This window comes from Gracilibacillus ureilyticus, assembly GCF_900111195.1.
Taxonomy (GTDB): Bacteria; Bacillota; Bacilli; order Bacillales; family Amphibacillaceae; genus Gracilibacillus; species Gracilibacillus ureilyticus.
In genome coordinates this window covers 22,527-41,590 of the sequence record NZ_FOGL01000019.1, presented here as the reverse complement: position 1 = coordinate 41,590, position 19,064 = coordinate 22,527, and the positions used below count along the sequence as shown (strand labels likewise).

Annotated in this window: 20 protein-coding genes; 8 read left to right on the top strand and 12 right to left on the bottom strand. The window is 36.0% G+C overall.

The window, feature by feature from the left end; all coding sequences use genetic code 11:
• Positions 1-39 precede the first annotated feature (39 nt).
• The 5 genes from BMW36_RS16280 to BMW36_RS16260 form a co-directional block, all read right to left on the bottom strand.
• Complete coding sequence (locus BMW36_RS16280) at positions 40-912, bottom strand: carbohydrate ABC transporter permease (RefSeq protein WP_089743067.1); 873 nt, start codon at positions 910-912, stop codon at positions 40-42.
• Between the two features lie 233 nt (positions 913-1,145).
• Positions 1,146-2,435, bottom strand: a complete 1,290-nt coding sequence (locus tag BMW36_RS16275; protein WP_089743065.1) for an extracellular solute-binding protein — start codon at positions 2,433-2,435, stop codon at positions 1,146-1,148.
• A gap of 29 nt (positions 2,436-2,464) precedes the next feature.
• Positions 2,465-3,307, bottom strand: a complete 843-nt coding sequence (locus BMW36_RS16270) for a carbohydrate ABC transporter permease (RefSeq protein ID WP_089743063.1) — start codon at positions 3,305-3,307, stop codon at positions 2,465-2,467.
• Between the two features lie 474 nt (positions 3,308-3,781).
• Entirely contained in the window at positions 3,782-4,579 is a 798-nt protein-coding gene (locus BMW36_RS16265) for an inositol monophosphatase family protein (RefSeq protein ID WP_089743061.1), read from the bottom strand.
• Between the two features lie 5 nt (positions 4,580-4,584).
• On the bottom strand, positions 4,585-5,301 hold the full coding sequence (locus BMW36_RS16260; protein WP_245711721.1) for a GntR family transcriptional regulator: 717 nt from the start codon (positions 5,299-5,301) through the stop codon (positions 4,585-4,587).
• Positions 5,302-6,040: 739 nt separating this feature from the next.
• Between BMW36_RS16260 and BMW36_RS16255 the strand changes: the two genes are divergently transcribed.
• Positions 6,041-7,969, top strand: coding sequence for a TcaA NTF2-like domain-containing protein (locus tag BMW36_RS16255; protein WP_089743060.1), 1,929 nt, complete (start codon positions 6,041-6,043; stop codon positions 7,967-7,969).
• Positions 7,970-8,309: 340 nt separating this feature from the next.
• On the opposite strand, the gene BMW36_RS16250 is transcribed toward BMW36_RS16255, so the two are convergent.
• The 7 genes from BMW36_RS16250 to BMW36_RS16220 form a co-directional block, all read right to left on the bottom strand.
• Entirely contained in the window at positions 8,310-9,236 is a 927-nt protein-coding gene (locus BMW36_RS16250; RefSeq protein WP_089743058.1) for a hypothetical protein, read from the bottom strand.
• 251 nt (positions 9,237-9,487) lie between these two features.
• Positions 9,488-10,639, bottom strand: coding sequence for a hypothetical protein (locus BMW36_RS16245; protein ID WP_089743055.1), 1,152 nt, complete (start codon positions 10,637-10,639; stop codon positions 9,488-9,490).
• Between the two features lies 1 nt (position 10,640).
• A complete protein-coding gene (locus BMW36_RS16240) occupies positions 10,641-10,859 on the bottom strand; it encodes a hypothetical protein (protein ID WP_089743053.1) in 219 nt (72 codons plus the stop codon).
• A 68-nt stretch (positions 10,860-10,927) separates the two neighbouring features.
• Positions 10,928-11,128, bottom strand: coding sequence for a hypothetical protein (locus tag BMW36_RS16235; protein ID WP_089743051.1), 201 nt, complete (start codon positions 11,126-11,128; stop codon positions 10,928-10,930).
• Between the two features lie 184 nt (positions 11,129-11,312).
• A complete protein-coding gene (locus tag BMW36_RS16230; protein ID WP_089743049.1) occupies positions 11,313-11,552 on the bottom strand; it encodes a hypothetical protein in 240 nt (79 codons plus the stop codon).
• A gap of 1 nt (position 11,553) precedes the next feature.
• Complete coding sequence (locus BMW36_RS16225) at positions 11,554-11,838, bottom strand: DUF4176 domain-containing protein (RefSeq protein WP_089743047.1); 285 nt, start codon at positions 11,836-11,838, stop codon at positions 11,554-11,556.
• A gap of 289 nt (positions 11,839-12,127) precedes the next feature.
• Positions 12,128-13,591, bottom strand: a complete 1,464-nt coding sequence (locus BMW36_RS16220) for a Na+/H+ antiporter NhaC family protein (RefSeq protein ID WP_089743045.1) — start codon at positions 13,589-13,591, stop codon at positions 12,128-12,130.
• A gap of 275 nt (positions 13,592-13,866) precedes the next feature.
• Between BMW36_RS16220 and BMW36_RS16215 the strand changes: the two genes are divergently transcribed.
• From BMW36_RS16215 to ureC, 7 genes are all read left to right on the top strand, one after another.
• Positions 13,867-14,862 carry a permease gene (locus BMW36_RS16215; protein ID WP_089743043.1) on the top strand — a complete coding sequence of 332 codons (996 nt, stop codon included), beginning with the start codon at positions 13,867-13,869 and terminating at the stop codon, positions 14,860-14,862.
• Between the two features lie 14 nt (positions 14,863-14,876).
• Positions 14,877-15,809 (top strand): TIGR03943 family putative permease subunit, encoded by a 933-nt coding sequence (locus BMW36_RS16210; RefSeq protein ID WP_175480503.1) that lies wholly within the window; start codon positions 14,877-14,879, stop codon positions 15,807-15,809.
• 43 nt (positions 15,810-15,852) lie between these two features.
• The gene (locus BMW36_RS16205; protein ID WP_089743039.1) at positions 15,853-16,095 is read left to right on the top strand and encodes an AbrB/MazE/SpoVT family DNA-binding domain-containing protein; all 243 of its coding nucleotides are present in this window, start codon (positions 15,853-15,855) and stop codon (positions 16,093-16,095) included.
• Positions 16,095-16,433 (top strand): type II toxin-antitoxin system PemK/MazF family toxin, encoded by a 339-nt coding sequence (locus BMW36_RS16200; RefSeq protein WP_175480502.1) that lies wholly within the window; start codon positions 16,095-16,097, stop codon positions 16,431-16,433. Before BMW36_RS16205 ends, BMW36_RS16200 begins: the two co-directional genes overlap by 1 nt.
• Before the next feature lie 226 nt (positions 16,434-16,659).
• Positions 16,660-16,962, top strand: coding sequence for an urease subunit gamma (ureA, locus tag BMW36_RS16195; RefSeq protein WP_089743036.1), 303 nt, complete (start codon positions 16,660-16,662; stop codon positions 16,960-16,962).
• 16 nt (positions 16,963-16,978) lie between these two features.
• Positions 16,979-17,335 (top strand): urease subunit beta, encoded by a 357-nt coding sequence (locus tag BMW36_RS16190; RefSeq protein ID WP_089743144.1) that lies wholly within the window; start codon positions 16,979-16,981, stop codon positions 17,333-17,335.
• A 3-nt stretch (positions 17,336-17,338) separates the two neighbouring features.
• Positions 17,339-19,054, top strand: coding sequence for an urease subunit alpha (gene ureC, locus BMW36_RS16185; protein WP_089743034.1), 1,716 nt, complete (start codon positions 17,339-17,341; stop codon positions 19,052-19,054).
• Positions 19,055-19,064 lie beyond the last annotated feature (10 nt).

The following is a 19,064-nucleotide window of genomic DNA, read 5'->3' as shown; positions in this document are numbered from 1 at the left end:
TTATTACTGAACATCCAATCAGGAAGTCCACCCTTGTCATTACCTTGAATAGGCTGATTTATATACACTTTTTATATAGCCGATCGACAATATCACAATAATAATTACCACGACAAGGGTTGCTGCGGTGGCATAACCCGTTTCAAAATAACGAAAGCCTTGACGATAAATGTAGAAGGTGAGGGTTTCCGTTGCATTCCCTGGCCCTCCACCTGTAAGAACATACATTTTGTCGAAAATCTGAAATGTATCAATTGTCCTTAAAAATAACACAAGCAATATAACAGGTTTTAATAGGGGTAAAGTGATGTAACGAAAAGCTTGAAATCCACTTGCTCCATTTACAGCAGCACTTTCATATAAATCCTTAGGAATGGTCTGAAGTGATGCTAAAATAATTAAAAAGGCAAATGGTGTCCATTGCCAGACATCTGTAATAACAATCGAAAATAATGCCCAATCCGCTGAGCTTAACCACTCGATTGCTGGTAAGCCTACTAAAGTAAGAAAATAATTAATGATCCCATAGTCATACTCATACATCATCTTCCAGGTAAGAGCAACTGTAATCGGTGGTAATAACATAGGTAATAGCACAATCGATCGAATAATGGCGCTTCCTTTAAAATTCTTTTGAAACAGAATAGCAAACATTAACCCAAAAAACACTTCCAAACTAACAGCAATAACCACAAATATTATTGTATTTTTAAAGGCTACCCAAAACAATGAATCTTGAAAGAGCTCTTGATAACCTTGAAAACCGACAAACTTCCATTCAGTTCCTTGTAAATAATTCATACTAAAGAAGCTTGCAGTTATGACGTATAAGAGTGGGTATACTGTGAGTACGAGAAAAACAATAATTGTTGGGATGAGAAATATGTATGTCATTTTATTCGTTCGCTGCATAGGTAAACTCCTTTAAAATAAGTCATTTCCACTCTATTAGAAATGTAACAACACGGATACCAATAGGGTGGAATTGATTTTTACCACAGCGCTAACCGCCTGTAATACCCTAAAAGAAAAGTTTTGAGTAACATGAAGATGGTAAGTGGGGGATAACAGACGCTAAGCATCCTGATAAGTTTCACTGATGATCAGCGGAGGAAATAAAAATCCCCACTGATCAAAGTCTCACTTTATTTACTCATAATTTTAGCAATTTCTTCGTTTGCTTTAACCAAACCTTCTTCGACTTCAAGTTGGCCAGACAAGATTTGGGATAAGTACAAGCCCCAAGTATCTTCGATTTGGCTCCAAAGTGGTGTTCTAGGACGTGCAACAGAATTTTGTAATGCTTCTAATTGTGCCGGATAATGACGATAAACCTCGTTTAGTTCTTCATCTTGGTAAACACTTATTCGTGTTGGTGCCCCACCACCATCAAGTGCCATTTCTTTTTGGATTTCTGGACTTGTTATCCATTTCATAAATTCTACAGCTGGCTCTACGTTTTGAGATGATTTTGGAATTCCTAGCATCCAATTTCCGATCATTGCAGAAGAGTCAGATACCTGGGATGGAACAGCAGATAAATCTACTTTACCAACAACTTTAGAGCTTTCTTCATTATCAACTTGAGAAACCCATGATGGCCATGCAATAACCATTGCAACTTGTCCTTGTGTCAATGATGTGGCGATTTGGTCTGTATTAAAGCTCTCCACACCTTTTGGACTTAAACCTTTAAGCTTTAAGTATGTTTCCATTGCTTTAATTCCAGCCTCAGAGTTAACTTGTGGCTGGTTATTCTCATCCAGTACAGTACCACCGTATGCCCAGAACAATGGCATATAGTCCGAAACAATCGGATTTCCCCTTTGTCCCCGAACCGCATAGCCGTAAATATTATCCTCATTTTCTACAACTGTTTCTGCAATGTTTACTACATCATCCCATGTAGCAGGGACATCTAAATTATGTTTTTCAAGTAAATCTGTTCGATAATAAAATAACTGCACATTACCGAATAAAGGTAATGCAATTAATTCACCACTTTCATATGGGTGTTTTCCTAAATTTACAGCTTGAGTAAGAAAATCTTCGTCTAATCCATTAGGAAAATATTCATCCAATTTAACAAGCAAATCGCCTTCACCGAATTCTGGCATATATGGATCGTCAATCATCGTTAAATCATACGCACCACCATTATTACGAATATCCAATACAACCGATTCTTTTAACTGATCAAAAGGCATGCTGACAACTTCCACCTCTACTCCGGTTTCTTCTTCATATTTCGGAACAACTGCTTTAATTGCATCAGCCATTTCTCCCTCACGTGCAGCAAAGGTTAGCTTTGTTGCCTCTTGACTGTCTGTATTAGATGCATTTGCTTCTTCACTGGACGAATTGCCACAAGCCGTGGCAATTGTCATAACGATAATCATCATTAATAAAATTAAGCCATTTTTCTTTTGCTGCATATGTAACACTCCTCATTTAATAATTGCTTTTATCCTTTAACCGCACCACCAGTCAGACCACTGACCATGGTTTTTTGCATAAACAAAACAAAAATCAGCATGGGAAGTAATGATAAAATACCTCCTGCACTCATCGGACCCCAAAGTACTAAATATTCCGTTATCATCCCGGATAATGTAACGGGGGCAGTCATTAATTCTTGAGATTGCACAAATATTAAACCGTATAAAAACTCATTCCAAGCTGTAATAAATGTGAAAATCGCCGTAGCTCCTATACCTGGCGCAACAAGTGGCAATACTATTTTACGATAAGCTTGGAATGGTGAGGCACCATCAACTGTTGCACTCTCTTCTAGCTCCATTGGAATATCATTAAAAAAATTAATTAAAAGCCAAATGCCAAATGGAAGATTAAAAGCGACATAAGCTAAAATAAGAGCGACTTGGGTATTTAATAATCCTGCACTTCCCATCAATGAATACAAAGGAATCACAAACGTGATAGGAGGGAAGATTCTCGTTAAAATCACCCATAATAAAATAAGCTTTTTCCCTTTAAAGTTATATCTTGATAGACTGTAAGCGGAAAGACTCGCAATTGCTACTACGATGATGGTTGATATTGCTGCAACGATCAAACTGTTTTTCAATGTTACTAAGAAATCCATCTCGATAATCAATTGGCTGTAATTTGCTAGAGTTGGATTAAACGGCAATAATGATGGTTGCTCTGTAAAAATATCCACTCTTTTTTTAAATGAATTATTCAACATCCAATAAATAGGAAAGATGGTCCATAGAATTACAAATCCGATCCCAGTCCATCGCAGCAAACGATTTAGACTAAATGATTTTAATTCCACATGCATAGTATTCTCCTCTAGACAAATAAGTGTTTTCCGTTTATCACGGTGTTAACCAACTGTAAGATCCTCTTTGCTGAGAAGTCTCACTTTATCAACTATCAAACTATCATGTTTTTGAATAAGTAACGCTCCTTTCCTCCAGTCCTATAGACATATTATCATAGTTTCGTTAATATTATTTTAATTACACGTAAATTTAATGTAAATGTCTAGACAATTTTTTTAATGTGGAATTGGAAAAGCGATCCCTAATGAAATGATTGTTCACATAAGTCAAAGTTAGAATACAACGAAAATGTAGTAATTGGTGGGGAAATAACAGCTGATTCACTATCCTTAAAATTGTTAGGATTAATTTGCTCCTTGTTGGACAGTAAAAATCCGAACGATATTATTATAAGACATAATAATATCGTTCGGATTATAATTAACCTCTATACATTTAAATAACCGTGATCTCTTCTAGTTAGAGTATTACTACTTTAAAGTATGTCTCAATTGCTGATGTATATGACTGTTCGATGTAACGATGCTATCAGAACAGATTGCATTTTCATTGTCTAGAGCGGTACAAGTTCCTCCCGCTTCAGTAATGAGTAAAATGCCAGCTGCAATGTCCCATGGTTGTAAGCCAAAATGCCAAAAACCATCCAAACGGCCTGTTGCAACATCTGCTAAGTCTAGACAGGATGAGCCAGTTATACGAATACCTCGGGAACTACCAGCAAATCGCTGCATTAGTTGTAAGACTTCTTCTTTTTCAACCCACTGTTGAGCAGAAAAACCAAATGCTATTAAACCATGCTCCAGCTTAGGAGTTTCAGAGACTGATATCACCTCATTGTTGCAATAGGCACCTTTCCCTTGCATTGCTGTATACAATTTTTCCTGATGGATATCATATATCCAAGCAGCAATGGGCCTTTCCCCTTTACAAAGGGCAACAGAGATTGATATCCGCTCAAATCCATGTACAAAGTTCATCGTACCGTCTATCGGATCGATAATCCAAGTCATCTCTTCCTCACGTATCGCTTCATTTGGATTTGTTTCTTCGGTTACAAATCGATAAGCTGGTGCCAATTGCTGTAACTGCTCTATTAAGAATTTCTCTACCTTACTATCCATTTCTGTTACTAAGTCTGCTTGGTTGATTTTAAATTGATAGGCATTGACAAATAAACTGTTTCTAACAATATTTCCAGCTATTTTAATAATTTTGGCTACTTCAATGGTATCTAAATCTAGGTCTAATTTATTATTAAATAGTAACACCTTGGTTAATTTCGCACCCTTCTAATCGTAAATTGAAATACATCATTTCGAAAATAATCCATTGAGTAGAGCACAGGCTCATTTAATCGATTATAATGTAGCTGTTTCATCATTAAAACGGTTGTTTCGGGTCGGATCAGTAGTTTTTGACACTGAATGTCTGTGTGTAGCGGAACATTTAACTCGGCATCTGCGCTCGTAATATATACCTGACAGTGTTCTTCCAAGTATGCAAACAAAGAACCAATCACTTTTTCCTTTAAGATGTCTCTGCCAATAATGTGCTCTGGTATAATATTAATGGATACAACGGTGGGTTCGTCATTTGCAGTCCGAATACGCTCATTGACTATAACAGAATCTCCTTCTTTAAGTTGTAATGCCTTAGCCCATTCCTTAGTACAAGAAGCAAGGCGAATGGATTCTCGTCGTTCCCCTTCATTTAAACCAGCAGATTTAATCATATTGGTAACACTACCTAGTTTTTCTAAGCGATTTGGTATATTGGGTAAAGCTTTAACTACAAAGGTTCCAGCTCCGCGCTTCACCACTAATCTCCCTTCTTTTTCTAAAAGCTTGACAGCGGAGCGAAACGTTTCTCGAGACACCTTAAATTTCTTCGCCATTTCAATTTCTGATGGCAATTTTTCTCCTGCTTTTAATATCCCATCTTCGATTAATTGTAAAATTTGATCGCGAATTAGCATATATTGTGGTTTCATTCAATTCATCTCTTTCATAGATTATACTAAATATGTCTAGACATTAATTATACATAATATCATGTTATATAACTAGTTATAAAATGATATTTAACAAAAAATTAATATAATTAAAATAGCTTTATTTATGAATAAAATCTAGTATCCTCTTGCTTGTAGTGAAGATGCAGAAACATAAAAATAAGTTATGTGTCTAGACAATTATAAAAAATAACATACTTTTTAAAAATGTAGTAATTTAACTTTGTTAGGATAATATTGAATTTGCAGATAGGAGGGCGGGATTGTTGGTGGTTATTGAGAACAAAAGTAGAATAATAAAATTAGAAGATTTTGAAAGAGGGACATTTGAGCATACTGCTGGAAATACCTAAGAATTAATGTAGAGGTAAAGTGAATATATAAATCTTAGAAGAAAATGTTCCTCAACCTGCTCCCCGTGGCATCAATCAATTTTTGATGCAGAGGATTATGAACCATCCGATTCATGTAGTATAAAAGTCTTGCATGAAATAATTCCAATAACAAAAACTGCTCATTAATTTCCATATTATATAGTCACACAATATGCTTGTATGTTAAAAAGTTAAAACTTTTGGATAACGATAAAGGATTCTTAAACAGGTATTCCAGTAAAATAAATATAATATATCCCCACTATTTACATAAATCGACAATTGACGACAAGAGAAAAAACCCCTATTATTAAAGTACTAGAAAAAGAAAAGGGTGGACAATTATGATTAGAAAGAGACAATTAGTTTGGGGGATATTTTTATTCGTTTTAATTACACTATCAGCATGTTCCAATAATAGTGCGGAAAGTGTAGAAGCACCACCAGAAGAAATTAATTCTAAATTCCTATTATTTTCAGAAGAGGGAACCATCGATGATTATGAAAGTTATGGGACATTATATGAAAAAAGTGGAGAAGAGAAAGTTACCAAGATTTCAGATGATGTTTTGACTAATAACTTTGTTTATTATAATAATGAGGATAAAGTTTTATATTTAAATAAAGATAGAGATCTTTATCAGTATAAGTCAGGGGAAGAAAAGAAGAAACTTGCTGAAGAAGTCTATCTATTTGATGGAAATTACCCAAATGATATTGTACTTTACCAGAATGAAAATATGGATCTTTATATTATTGGTGAAGAAGATACCGCTGGAGAAAAAATTGCTTCTAACGTATACCAGCATTATTTCCTAGATAAGGTTTTATACTATCTGGATGATGACGGCGATTTAACAAAGTATAATGTAGATACTAGAAAAGAAGAAAATCTTGCACACGATGTCTCATCTTTCGAAATGTTAACTGCTGAGGGTGATATCGCTTATTTAAATGATGATTCTATGTTGTATTATAAACCTAAGGATGAAGATAGTATTCGCATATCAAGTGATGAAGCATCCATGGATTTTCTCGAGATGGTAGATAACCAGCTTGTTTATATGACATGGGAAGATGAGTCACAAACTTTACAAGCAACAGAATTAGGTGGCGAAAAATCCACAGTTGAAATAGCCACAAATGTGTATTTATTCTACTACTATAATGGTGGTTATTATTACTTAAATGATGATGATAATTTATATAAGAAAAGTATAGATGAAGAAAAATCGACTAAGATTGCCAGTGAAGTCACCAGCTTCCAACTTTTTGATGATGGTATCTATTACTTAAATACTGATGCTCAATTAGTTCATTTAAAAGATAACGAAGAAAAAGAAACAATAGGTACTGATGTTATATTATATGAATTGAGTCCTGATGGCGATATCGCTTATTTAAATGAAGATAATGAACTATTCATCAATGAGAAAAAATTAGTGACAGGTATCGATAACTATGCGAATTACTATGGAAATATAGCATATGCGGATGAAAATGGCCAATTATATTTGGTTCAAGGTACAGAGGAAAAGTTAGTAGAAGAAGATTTAAGTGAGTATTCTTCTGTCTACTTCCAAAATCAATTAGTATATGAAAACTTGTTATCTCTAGAGGATATAGCAGGAATTTGGAAAGCCGAAGATGAATATGGAAGTTACTATATCGAAATCAATGAAGATGGATTAATGACACAGCTGCAAACAAATGAGCAATTAAGCATTGTTGTAGAATATGCCAGCTATAATACACTGGAGGTTACGATTGACTCTGAATATTCTACCATTGAAAAGGTTGATGGTGAGACGATCAGGATTTTGACAGATTATGACGAAATCAGTTTAGTCAGATCTTCTCTTGAAGAAGCAGATCAATATGTCCAGAATATGGAGTTAGAGGCAGATAAAGCGGAAATTGAACAATTGATTAATGGCTATTTAGATGAGTATATTTATGCGGTGAATTATGGTGATACGTACTATTTAGACAGCCATATCGACATAAATAGCTCATTCTATGATGAGCAAGTCAATTTTATTAATGGACTTTATGATGAGGGAGTATATGAAGAAGTGCTTTCCTTTTCTGTAGAGAATATTGCCAACATAAGTGCGGATGTGTATAACGTTACTGTTAATGAATCGTACAACATTTTTTATTCAGTGGACGCAACGGAAGAAGTAGTCGAATATACTAGTGTTTATACGGTAAAAAGAATAAATGGTCAATTTCTAATAACAGATCTAAGTGTTGAGCAAAATACGATCTAACATAGCCAAACCCCCAACCTGTTGGGGGTTTTTATAATGAGAAAAACTTTGATAATCAGGGTGAAGCTTCAATTGGTTAAATCATGGACGAATTTTCCGATTATCACATAATCCCTAGATCTACTAAATAAGCGGCAGGATACTCTTTGTCCTGCAAATCAATAAGAACATTTGTTGAGCCGCCATTACCGACAAATTTACCTGCATATTCAAGCCTTAAGACAACATAATTATAATTAAAGTAAACAATATTTGCAGTAACTATGTTATTTGAATCAAAATCTAATTGTTTGGCTATTTTTCCATAATCAATGGAAAATTCCTCTTCATATGTATTGTTTCATTGAGCGTAATTTTCGATTGTTTGGATTCTTTGTACTCCATCCGATAGATTTTCTGGTGTAGATAAATCAGAACTCTCATTTTTAGTATAAATATCTCCATTTAAATATACGTATTTCCCATCCTCGCTGAGAAGATCATCTTCATTAATAAAAGAAACTTCGTTCGATTTTGTGTCAACAATAGTTGTCCCCAATATGCTTATATGATCTTCTACCGTAGGAAAAAGCTGATAATAAGGTTGTAATTGTTCTGATTGGATTAATTCTTGTTGATTTTCCTGATGAAATGGTGTAAATGTATATGTTGCTGATTGCAAGTCAACAAAAAGGTGATACCATAATCTATTATCCCCTAACTTATCATATTCTTTAAGAGTAATAAATATTTGACTGTTCTTAATAGCATTAATCGAAAAATGTAAAATTATATCGTCCGAGATTCCATAACTCCTCATCTCATCATTAAGATCGATGATTTGTGTATGTTGCTGGTTTGTTATTTCTAGCTGGTTATTATCTTTCATTTCCACGGTAGGTAGTGAATACTCTTGATTATTATTAATTGGTTCTTCGATAAGCTCGTTACTGTTTCTTATTTTGTTAAAAACTTGACTGGGGTTTTCGGATGCAATCAATGGTGCATAGTGCAGCATTAGCTGTTCTTCACTAATTTTGTAATACTTAATAACAGATGAAGGTCTTTCTCGACTTTCCTGGGAGTATATATAGTTGTTGTTTTCATCACGGACAAGTTCATCTTCATAGGTAATAAAATCGACTAGGAAATCAGATAAAGCAGAACTTTTTGCTTCAGGAAAGCCCTCAACATATTTGGTTTCCGGAAAAGAAGGATTATCATCAGTATAACCGATTGTTAATATTATTGTAGATAGAAATATTACCATTTTTATATAATGTTTCACTCTAATTTCTCCCTTCTACACTAGTCGAATAATTAACCACTTTTATTAACTCCATTTCCGTATAATTGAGGGTACGGCTTTGATATGATTATACTATCGGTCATTGGATCACTTCTCATATATGTATATGCATTAATTACTCGAAACACAAAAATTATCCCGATATTTATAACCCTGATTAGCTATTGCTATTCAGGGTTATGTTGAAAAGTTCATACTATTAGGCTTAACTTTTTGGAACCTCTACTCTATTATTGTAATCCTAAATTCACCATATAAGCTTGAGGATTCTCTTCATCTTGTAAATCAATCAGCACATTGGTTTCCCCGCCATGACCAACAAGTCTGCCCGCATAAAGAAGGGTTAACACAACATAGTCTTCGTTAAAGTAGACAATATCTGCTGTGATTATATTTTTTGTATCAAAGTCTAACTGGTCAGAAATTTCTCCATAATCAATCGAAAATTCTTCTTCATAAACCTCGTTTCCTTGAGTGTAATTTTCGATCGTTTGGATTCGTTGTACACCATCTTCTAAATCATCAGATGGCTCCTTCATATCCCCGCCAAGATAAACAAATTTCCCATCTTTACTTAGCAGGTCCTCATCTTGAAGAGGAGTGACTTTATTCGTTTCAGTATTAACAATTACAGTTCCAAATACACTTATAAAATCTCCTGTTTTAGGAAATAAGTCATAATAAGGTTCTAACTCTCCTGATTCCATAAATTCATTTGCTCTTTCTTTTTGGAATTGGGTGATTGTAAAGTTTGCTAATTGCTGATCAATAAAAAGGTAGAACTGTTCGCTTGTAATGTTTGCTTTATCTGTATCTTCAAGAATAATTAGCAGGTTATTTTCATTAATAGCACCTAAAGTAAAGTGGAAATTAGTATCATTCGTCACTCCGTATCTTTCCAACTCTTCATTTAATTGTATTGTTTTTTGATTTTTGGATGTTTGTATTTTAAGTTGGTTTTGTTCTGTCATTTCAATTTTTGGAAGATTATAAGTGTCCAGATTTCCTATTGATTTATTTAAATGCAGTTTTTCTTCATTATTTCTTAATTCGTTTAATTTTATACTAGGGTTACTTGCATTAAAGATCGGTCGGTAATAAGTTAAAAGCTGTTTATTTGTGTACTGATAATAACTGATTTGTTTAGGATCATCACTAACCCAGTTTTCTTGTGAGAAAATTCGTATATCTTTTTTTTGCATTAGTTGGTGTTCTGCATAATCTGTATTTAAATAATTTAAAAATTCTGATAGGGCAGGTGTTTCAGTTACAGGAAATCCATTTATATAATGAGTATCTGGAATAGAAGCAGTCTTGGAGCCACAACCAAATAATAATAGGCATGCCGAAATAAATAACGTAGCATGGGTCAATTTATACATGTTAGTTTCTCCTTTGCAGATTCTGTGATTCACCTGTGGAAATTAATTTCTCAAGTCGTGTCTTACTGATAGCAGTTCGTTGTTTTACACCGTCTTGATCACTGATTATAAATCTCTCAATCGATCCATCTCTATGCATATGGACAATAATATCACCCGGCTCTCCACCTGTTGTAGCACCTTCCAGAAATGCCTCGGAGTTCGACTCAATCCCATGCACATAAACAGAAACATTCTCAAATCCCGAAAACTCTCCTTGCTTATAAGGAGGTAGATCTCGTGTTTAATTCACAACCGGAAGTAAAGGCGATATATTAAATGGTCGACACGTAATAATTCTTCAATCAGACCATGTGCATTATCCATTAATTCCCTCAGTCGCTCCCTAGCGTTCAGAATAATATAACCGATCTCAATTTTGGCATGTGGCCAGATTTCATCAACTTGGTCCCATGGAAACTGTGTATCGAAAATAACTTGATCAAGCATTAATTCAAACTCATTTAATACTTCCTCAAGGTTTGTAAAGTCCCTTAGAAAGTGTCCGTTGCTTCTTTCAGAGCGGCAGGGGTAAGTTTGATTTCCTCCTCAATTCTAGAAGGAGAGTATGTATAACTATATTCTGCTCTGCTTTGCAGGTTAAAGGCAGAACAAACCAGCTCATCTACTTCCACTACAGCTCTGACAAAATGAAGCACAGTATCAGCAAAGTATAAAAGCCGACTGCTTGCTTTACTGAAGAAATCAATATTATCTTGTCTTTGAGGCTTACGGCAGCTTTTCCATTATGCTTGTCAAGTTCTAACTGAAAGTAGACCATTTGTTCCAGTAATGTGCTGAAGTGCTGTTCTAAACTACCAATAGCTTTGCTTGTTTCTGCTGGCAAATTCTTGTTGAAGGAAATTGTACCCAATTTATTTTCCCCCTTTTCTTTCTGCATTGGTTAGCAATTGATCTAACTGCATTTCTTTTTCATCGACATAACCATAATGGTAAACGGTATGGATGTCTTTATTATCGAATAATATAAAAGACTCTTCTGCATTCGTAAAACCATTCGGATAGTTCAGGGCTGTATAGTCCCTTACAATCTGATGAGTTTCTGAAAAAACCTGTCGTCCGATGATTAATAACCTTCTTGAATCATTATGTAATCCAACTACACTGCCAGTCGGAAGATAGTTTTTTGAATAGAGCATAAGTATACCTTCCCTCCATATTACTTGGAATATGTTTCCTTAATGAATATAAAAAATAGTTACAGAAATTACAAATATTTAGGGATTTTATTAATAAGTGATTATGCAGGTATTTTTCATCTTATATTTACTTTTCTTTCCTCTATAACATGCTTATTGTCCTTCATTTAGCAGTCATTAAAAACGGATTAGAATAAAGAAATTAAAAAAGAAGGGGAGAATTTATCATTTTATCTTTAACAAAAAAAGCTTCTTTCCTGTAAGAAAGAAGCTTTTTAGAATCATTAGTTTAGTCTTTTGGTAACTCTTTTATTTCTTCGCCATTTTTACCTTGATATCGTATTCCCCAGCTTGTTAAAGCTGCGACAAGCATAACGATCATAAGGAACCACCCTTGAAAAACAAAAGGAAAGACTGAGGTAGGTGGAACGACTGGAAGCCATTCATACGTATCCTTCATCATTGTAATCGTTGACCACCCCAGTAGTACAGGTGCTCCCCATGGAAAAATATATCCTAATGCAGAAGTGATGGCATCTAGCATATTCGCTCTTCTGTAGCTGTGAATTTTGTATTTTTCCCCAATTTCACGGACAAAAGGTGCAGCAGCAATTTCTGCAGCTGTATTGATTGTAATTGCACTGTTTAATAATGCTACTATACCCCAAATAGCGAATTCAGCTCGGCGGATCGAATCTTTAATCCATTTCATTAAGGAAACAGTGATAGCTTCCATTGTCCCGCCCAATCTTAATAGATGGGCAGAAGCAACAATTAAGAGGATGAGAATAGCCATGTTCATATAACCGATAATACCATTTATTAAAGCACCTTCCACAATGTTGTCAGAATCAGGGTTAAAGCTGATTACCTCTTGTAATGAGCCTACTGGGAAAATAGCGATAGTAACTACAGCAGTAATAATACCCCAAGTTAGTGATGTGATAATATGATTTCCGGACAGTGCTAAGACTAATACAATGATAAATGGTATGAGCATAACCAGACCAGCAGGACTTGTTGATGATTCTATACTTGCCTGGTTTTCAAAAGAACCGCCTCCACCAAAAATAATGAATAGTATTAGGGTCGGAATAGCTGCGGCAATCGCATACTTAAATCTGCTGCGGACAACCCCGGGAACATCGGCACCTTGTGTTGTTGCTGACACAATAGTTGTATCTGATACCGGTGCAAGATTATCACCGAAGACCGCTCCTGCCAGAATTGCAGCAAATAATATGGTAGGATCTGCTCCTGTCGCCACACCAGCAGGATACATTAATGTGGCGAAAGCAACTGTTGTACCATAACCTGTACCTACTGCAGTGGAAAATACAGCTGCCAAAATGAATGTTAACCCAACAAACCATCCACCTGTGAATCCAGTAATGTTGCCGACCCACACTAATCCTTCCACTAATCCACCGACTTGTAATACCTGGGCAAACATGCCGGCATAGAACCATGCGACCATTGCCACAACTCCAATTGGCTGCGCTAATCCTTCGAACAATCCTTGGGCATAGTCAGCCCACTTACTCTTACAAAAAAACAAACCTAAAGTAATCCCGAAGATGGCACCCAGAACTAATCCAACCTCTGAAGATAACTGCAGGACGCTTGTCGTAATTGCCCAGATTATGAAAAATAATAAAGGAACTGCAGCTCCAAACTCACCCAAACGAAAATCCAATTGCTGTATTTTACTCGTACCAATTGCACGAGCTAATTCCTTATTCTGTTGTTGCATGACGATCACTCCCATAACAATCTATTTTCAAAAATACATTTATAATAATGAAAAAAACAGCATTTGTTATTGTACCATATTTTATTTATCTGTTGTACTCCCTTTATACATACCAGGTATTAAAGATTTATAATTTGTTGATCAAATGGATAGAAAAATCTATGGGAATATCTATCGGAAGATTATCATAAGTTTCAGTGATAGGGAATATTCAAATCGTAATTATTATGATTTGTAAAATTTTCCTATTGATAAAATCAGTAAAGGGAGATTATATGGGAAGAAATCTAGTATCTATCAGTATCGATCTATTTTTATTATGCCTGTTTGCAATGGTAGCCTTTATTGTCACACTCAATGGTTCATCATCATTATTGGTTATTCCCGATTCCTTCTATCAAGTGAATACTATTTTCCTAAGTATTTTGATAGAAGCACTGCCTTTCGTATTAATTGGTGTATTAATTGCCGGGTTTATTCAAATTTTTATATCAGAAGAACAGTTAAGTCGTCTTATTCCGAATAACAAATATGCAGCAATTGTTATGAGTTGTGTTGCAGGGTCTCTATTCCCGGCGTGTGAATGCGGGATTGTCCCAATTGTCCGTCGATTACTGGCAAAAGGTGTGCCTATTTATGCAGGGGTAGGTTTTCTGCTAACAGGACCATTAATTAATCCTATCGTAATTTTTTCAACATATATGGCTTTTGGGAATGACTTGGAAATAGCACTATTAAGAATGGGGGCAGGTTTTGTTGCTGCAATAGTTATTAGTATAATAATTGGTTTCTTTTATCAATCTGATCAGCTAAAGGTAAAGAAAGAACATAGAGAAAGTTGTAACCACACTGTGAATAATGGCATTGGAAAAAAGCTAGGAAAAACTTTAATTCATTCTGTTGATGAATTTTTTGACATGGGTAAATACTTAATTATCGGTGCGCTTTTAGCATCATGTGTACAAGTATATGTGCCGACAAATGTACTGGCAGGTATAGGCGATGGTCCGTTTCTTTCCGTATTTGTCATGATGGGACTAGCATTTTTACTCTCACTTTGTTCAGAAGCGGATGCCTTTATTGCTTCATCATTTTCAGGAGTTTTTCCGAGAGGTGCCATTTTGAGTTTTCTAATCTATGGTCCAATGATTGACCTGAAAAATACTTTCATGATGTTGAGCGTGTTTAAATGGAGGTTTGTTGTTGTATTAGTATCCATTATTACTATCTCTGTGTTTATCATTATAACATTCATTCAAGGCTATCTATAGGAGGAATGGTTAATATGTCGATTAATTGGCAACAGCTCGTTCGCGCTGTCATTCTATTTCTGTTTTTTCTTTATATCTATCAATTACACCTGACTGGAGACCTGCTAAAGCTAGTAAACCCGAAATATGAGACATTGAGCATGATAGGGGCGATGCTTTTTCTTCTATTATTTTTTTCTCAATTATTCAGAGTTGTCTCTTTTAGTAAACATACTGCCGTCCATCATTGTACAGATAGTCACCATCATGACCATGGTGACCAGCCAATGAACTGGAAGAAGGGTATCAATTATTTCATCTTAGTCTGCCCGTTGTTGACAGGTTTTATTTTTCCATTAGCAACTCTCGATGCATCGATTGCTCGAAATAAAGGAGCAACGATGTTCTTGACTAATCAGGAGGAGACCAGTATTCCAATAGAGGAAAGCTATACTGATGAAACGAATCCAACTCTGTCAGAGGGGAATCCAGGTGATGAGAATGAAATTGACCCGAATGTTTATCAAAATAAAATATCCAAAGCAGACTATGACCAATTCAAAAACAAACTGGTTAATCTATCTCATATTGATATGAACGATGTTTTGTATTCCAGCATATATCAGCAAGTAATGGAAAATCCTGATTTATATCATGGCAAAGAAATAACATTAACAGGGTTTGTATACAGAGAAAAAGGATTTCAGCCAAATCAGTTGGTGATCGGGCGGTTTCTGATTACACATTGTGTAGCTGATGCTAGTCTAATAGGATTTTTAACACAGTTTGATGAAGAAATAACAGTAGAAGACGATACGTGGATGTCGATTACAGGTAAAATAACTATCACAGATTATCAGGGGTCACAAATGCCATTAATAGAAGTTGTGGAAAAGGAAATAATAGAGACACCAGTTCAGCAGTACGTTTACCCTTTAACAATTGATATTCTCGGCACGAATGGATAATATCCGTGATATAATGATAGGTAAGCGAGTAAGGAGGTTATTTATGGATACGAGGATTCAAAAGTGGGGTAACAGTCAGGCAATTCGGTTACCAAAAGCAATTTTAGAACTTGCAGGCATATCGGAAGACGACCAGGTAAAGTTAAAAGTAGTTGATGGTAATATTGTTTTATCTCCCATTCGTAAGCACCTTACCTTAAAAGAGCGGATAAGCGAATTTCGGGAAGATGAAGTGATGAAAGAAAGTGAATGGGAGATCAGAAAGGAAGGAAAGGAGTTACTGTAATGTATATACCTAATCCCGGAGATATAGCCCTACTTGAAATGGAGACTGGTTCATGGTATCAACCAAAGGAACAACAGTACCTTTTCATCATTAGTAATAACACATTTCACCGGTTTACAGGCATGGCAATTGCTTGTCCCATTATCCCGCACGGACAGCCATCGCCGTTACATATAAAATGTGAGGGACGTACAAAGACAAATGGAATGATCTGCTGTGAGCATGTGAAAACTATGGACATAAAAACGAGAGAACTAACATTCATAGAGAAAGTTCCTAGGGATATATTAGATGAGGTAAGAGATATTTTGTACGGAATACTGGAATCTGAAGAATAATAGATAATATGTAAGCTCTCTTCACTATTTGTGGGAGAGCTTTTTATATGGAGGTTGGAGGTTGAATGAATCTCACTGATCCCGCTTCGGTCCTGATAAAAAAATCAACTTAAAAAACCTTGTTAGAAAATCTAACATCATAATAGTGAGGCTGATGATTGTTATGCTAGCCTTAACAATAGATATAGAAAAAGATCTTATTTCATGATAGGTTGGGAGGATATCTATGAAACTTAATCCCGTTGAACAGGAAAAGCTGTTACTTTTTCTTGCAGGAGAATTGGCAGAGAAAAGGAAAAATAAAGGATTGAAGCTTAATTATCCTGAAGCTGTTGCATTGATAAGCTGTTATTTACTTGAGGGAGCGCGTGAAGGGAAAACGGTGGCTCAATTGATGCGGGAAGGAAAGCAGGTTTTATCATCAGACGAAGTTATGGAAGGTGTACCTGAAATGATTGAAAGTGTGCAGATTGAAGCAACCTTTCCTGATGGAACAAAACTTGTTACGGTACATCAACCAATAATTTAAGGAGGATACATCCATGATGATTCCTGGTGAGATTCGTTTTCATAATGAAGGAATTGAAATAAATAAGGGTCGGAATGTGAAGATATTGATGGTAGCAAATATTGGTGACAGGCCGATTCAAGTCGGTTCACACTTTCATTTTCCTGAGGTCAATCGCTACTTGAAGTTTGACCGGGAGCAGGCAATTGGCATGCGGCTCCATGTTGCTGCTGGAACGGCAATTCGCTTTGAACCAGGGGAAGAAAAGGAAGTGGAATTAGTAGAAATTGCAGGGGAACGCAAAGTATTCGGTCTTAATAATTTAACGAACGGCAGTGTGAGAGATATAGAGAATATTTCTAATAGATTACTTGGATTCCAGAAGGAGGAATAATCAATGAAGCTATCACGCAAGCAATATGTATCCTTATATGGACCAACTATTGGTGATCAGATTCGCTTAGCAGATACAGACTTATGGCTGGAGGTAGAAAAGGATTATGCTGTATATGGGGATGAAAGTGTATTTGGTGGCGGAAAAGTTCTCCGGGACGGAATGGGACAAAGCAGCACAAGAACACGAGAGGAAGGTGTGCTGGATTTAGTTTTAACAAATGCGATTATTGTTGACTATACGGGGATTATAAAAGCAGATATCGGGGTTAAAGATGGGCGCATTGCAGGGATCGGCAAATCTGGAAACCCCGATGTAATGGAGGGTGTCCATGAGAATATGGTAGTTGGAGCATCAACAGAAGTGATTGCTTGTGAAGGGCGAATTATTACGGCTGGGGCCATAGATGCACATATCCATTTCATTAGTCCGCAGCAAATTAATGTGGCGTTGGCAGCAGGATTTACAACAATGATTGGGGGAGGAACAGGACCGGCAACAGGCACGAATGCGACAACATGTACGCCTGGGCAGTGGAACATTTTCCGAATGCTCGAAGCTGCAGAGGAATATCCGGTTAATATTGGGTTTCTTGGGAAAGGGAATGCGTCAACTCCTGAACCGCAGAGGGAACAAATTAGTGCAGGAGCGATTGGTTTAAAGCTTCATGAGGACTGGGGAACGACTCCTGCAACGATTACACAATGCCTGAAAGTTGCGGATGAGATGGATGTACAGGTGGCGATTCATACAGATACATTAAATGAAGCAGGGTTTCTGGAAGATACTGTTCAGGCAATCGGCAAACGTGTAATACATACTTATCATACAGAAGGTGCTGGCGGAGGGCATGCACCTGATATTATGAAAATAGCTTCATTACCTAATGTTTTACCTTCATCCACTAATCCAACCAGACCTTATACTGTTAATACAATTGACGAACACTTGGATATGTTGATGGTATGTCACCATCTTGACCATAACGTTCCAGAAGATGTGGCATTTGCTGATTCGAGAATTCGCCCGGAAACAATTGCAGCTGAGGATATTTTACATGATGAAGGTGTAATTAGTATGATTTCCTCTGATTCACAAGCAATGGGACGTGTTGGTGAAAGTATTACGAGGATCTGGCAGACCGCAGATAAAATGAAGAAGCAACGAGGTTTTTTAGAAGAAGATAAGATGAAGAAAAATGACAATACTCGGATAAAAAGATATGTTGCTAAATATACAATTAATCCAGCGATTACCCATGGAATGAGCCATGAGATTGGCTCAATAGAAGTTGGGAAACTCGCAGATATCGTTATCTGGGATCCGAAGTTCTTCGGAGTAAAACCTGAAACTGTTGTAAAGGGCGGAATGATTGCATATGCACAAATGGGTGACCCGAACGCATCCATTCCAACACCTCAACCTGTTATGATGAGACCAATGTTTGGTTCCTTAGGCAAAGCAAAATATCAAACAGCGATTACTTTTATCTCACAAGCAGCATATGAGAAAAAGGTACATGAACAATTAAAACTAGAAAAGCAAATTGGCGTCGTGAAGAATTGCCGTAATATTCAAAAAGGTGATCTGCCGCATAATGATAAAACACCGGTAATTGATATCAATCCTGAGACATATGAGGTCAAGCTTGATGGGGAATATATTACATGCGAGCCATTTAAGGAAGTTGCAATGGCCCAGCGATATTTTTTATTTTAATTCTTTAATG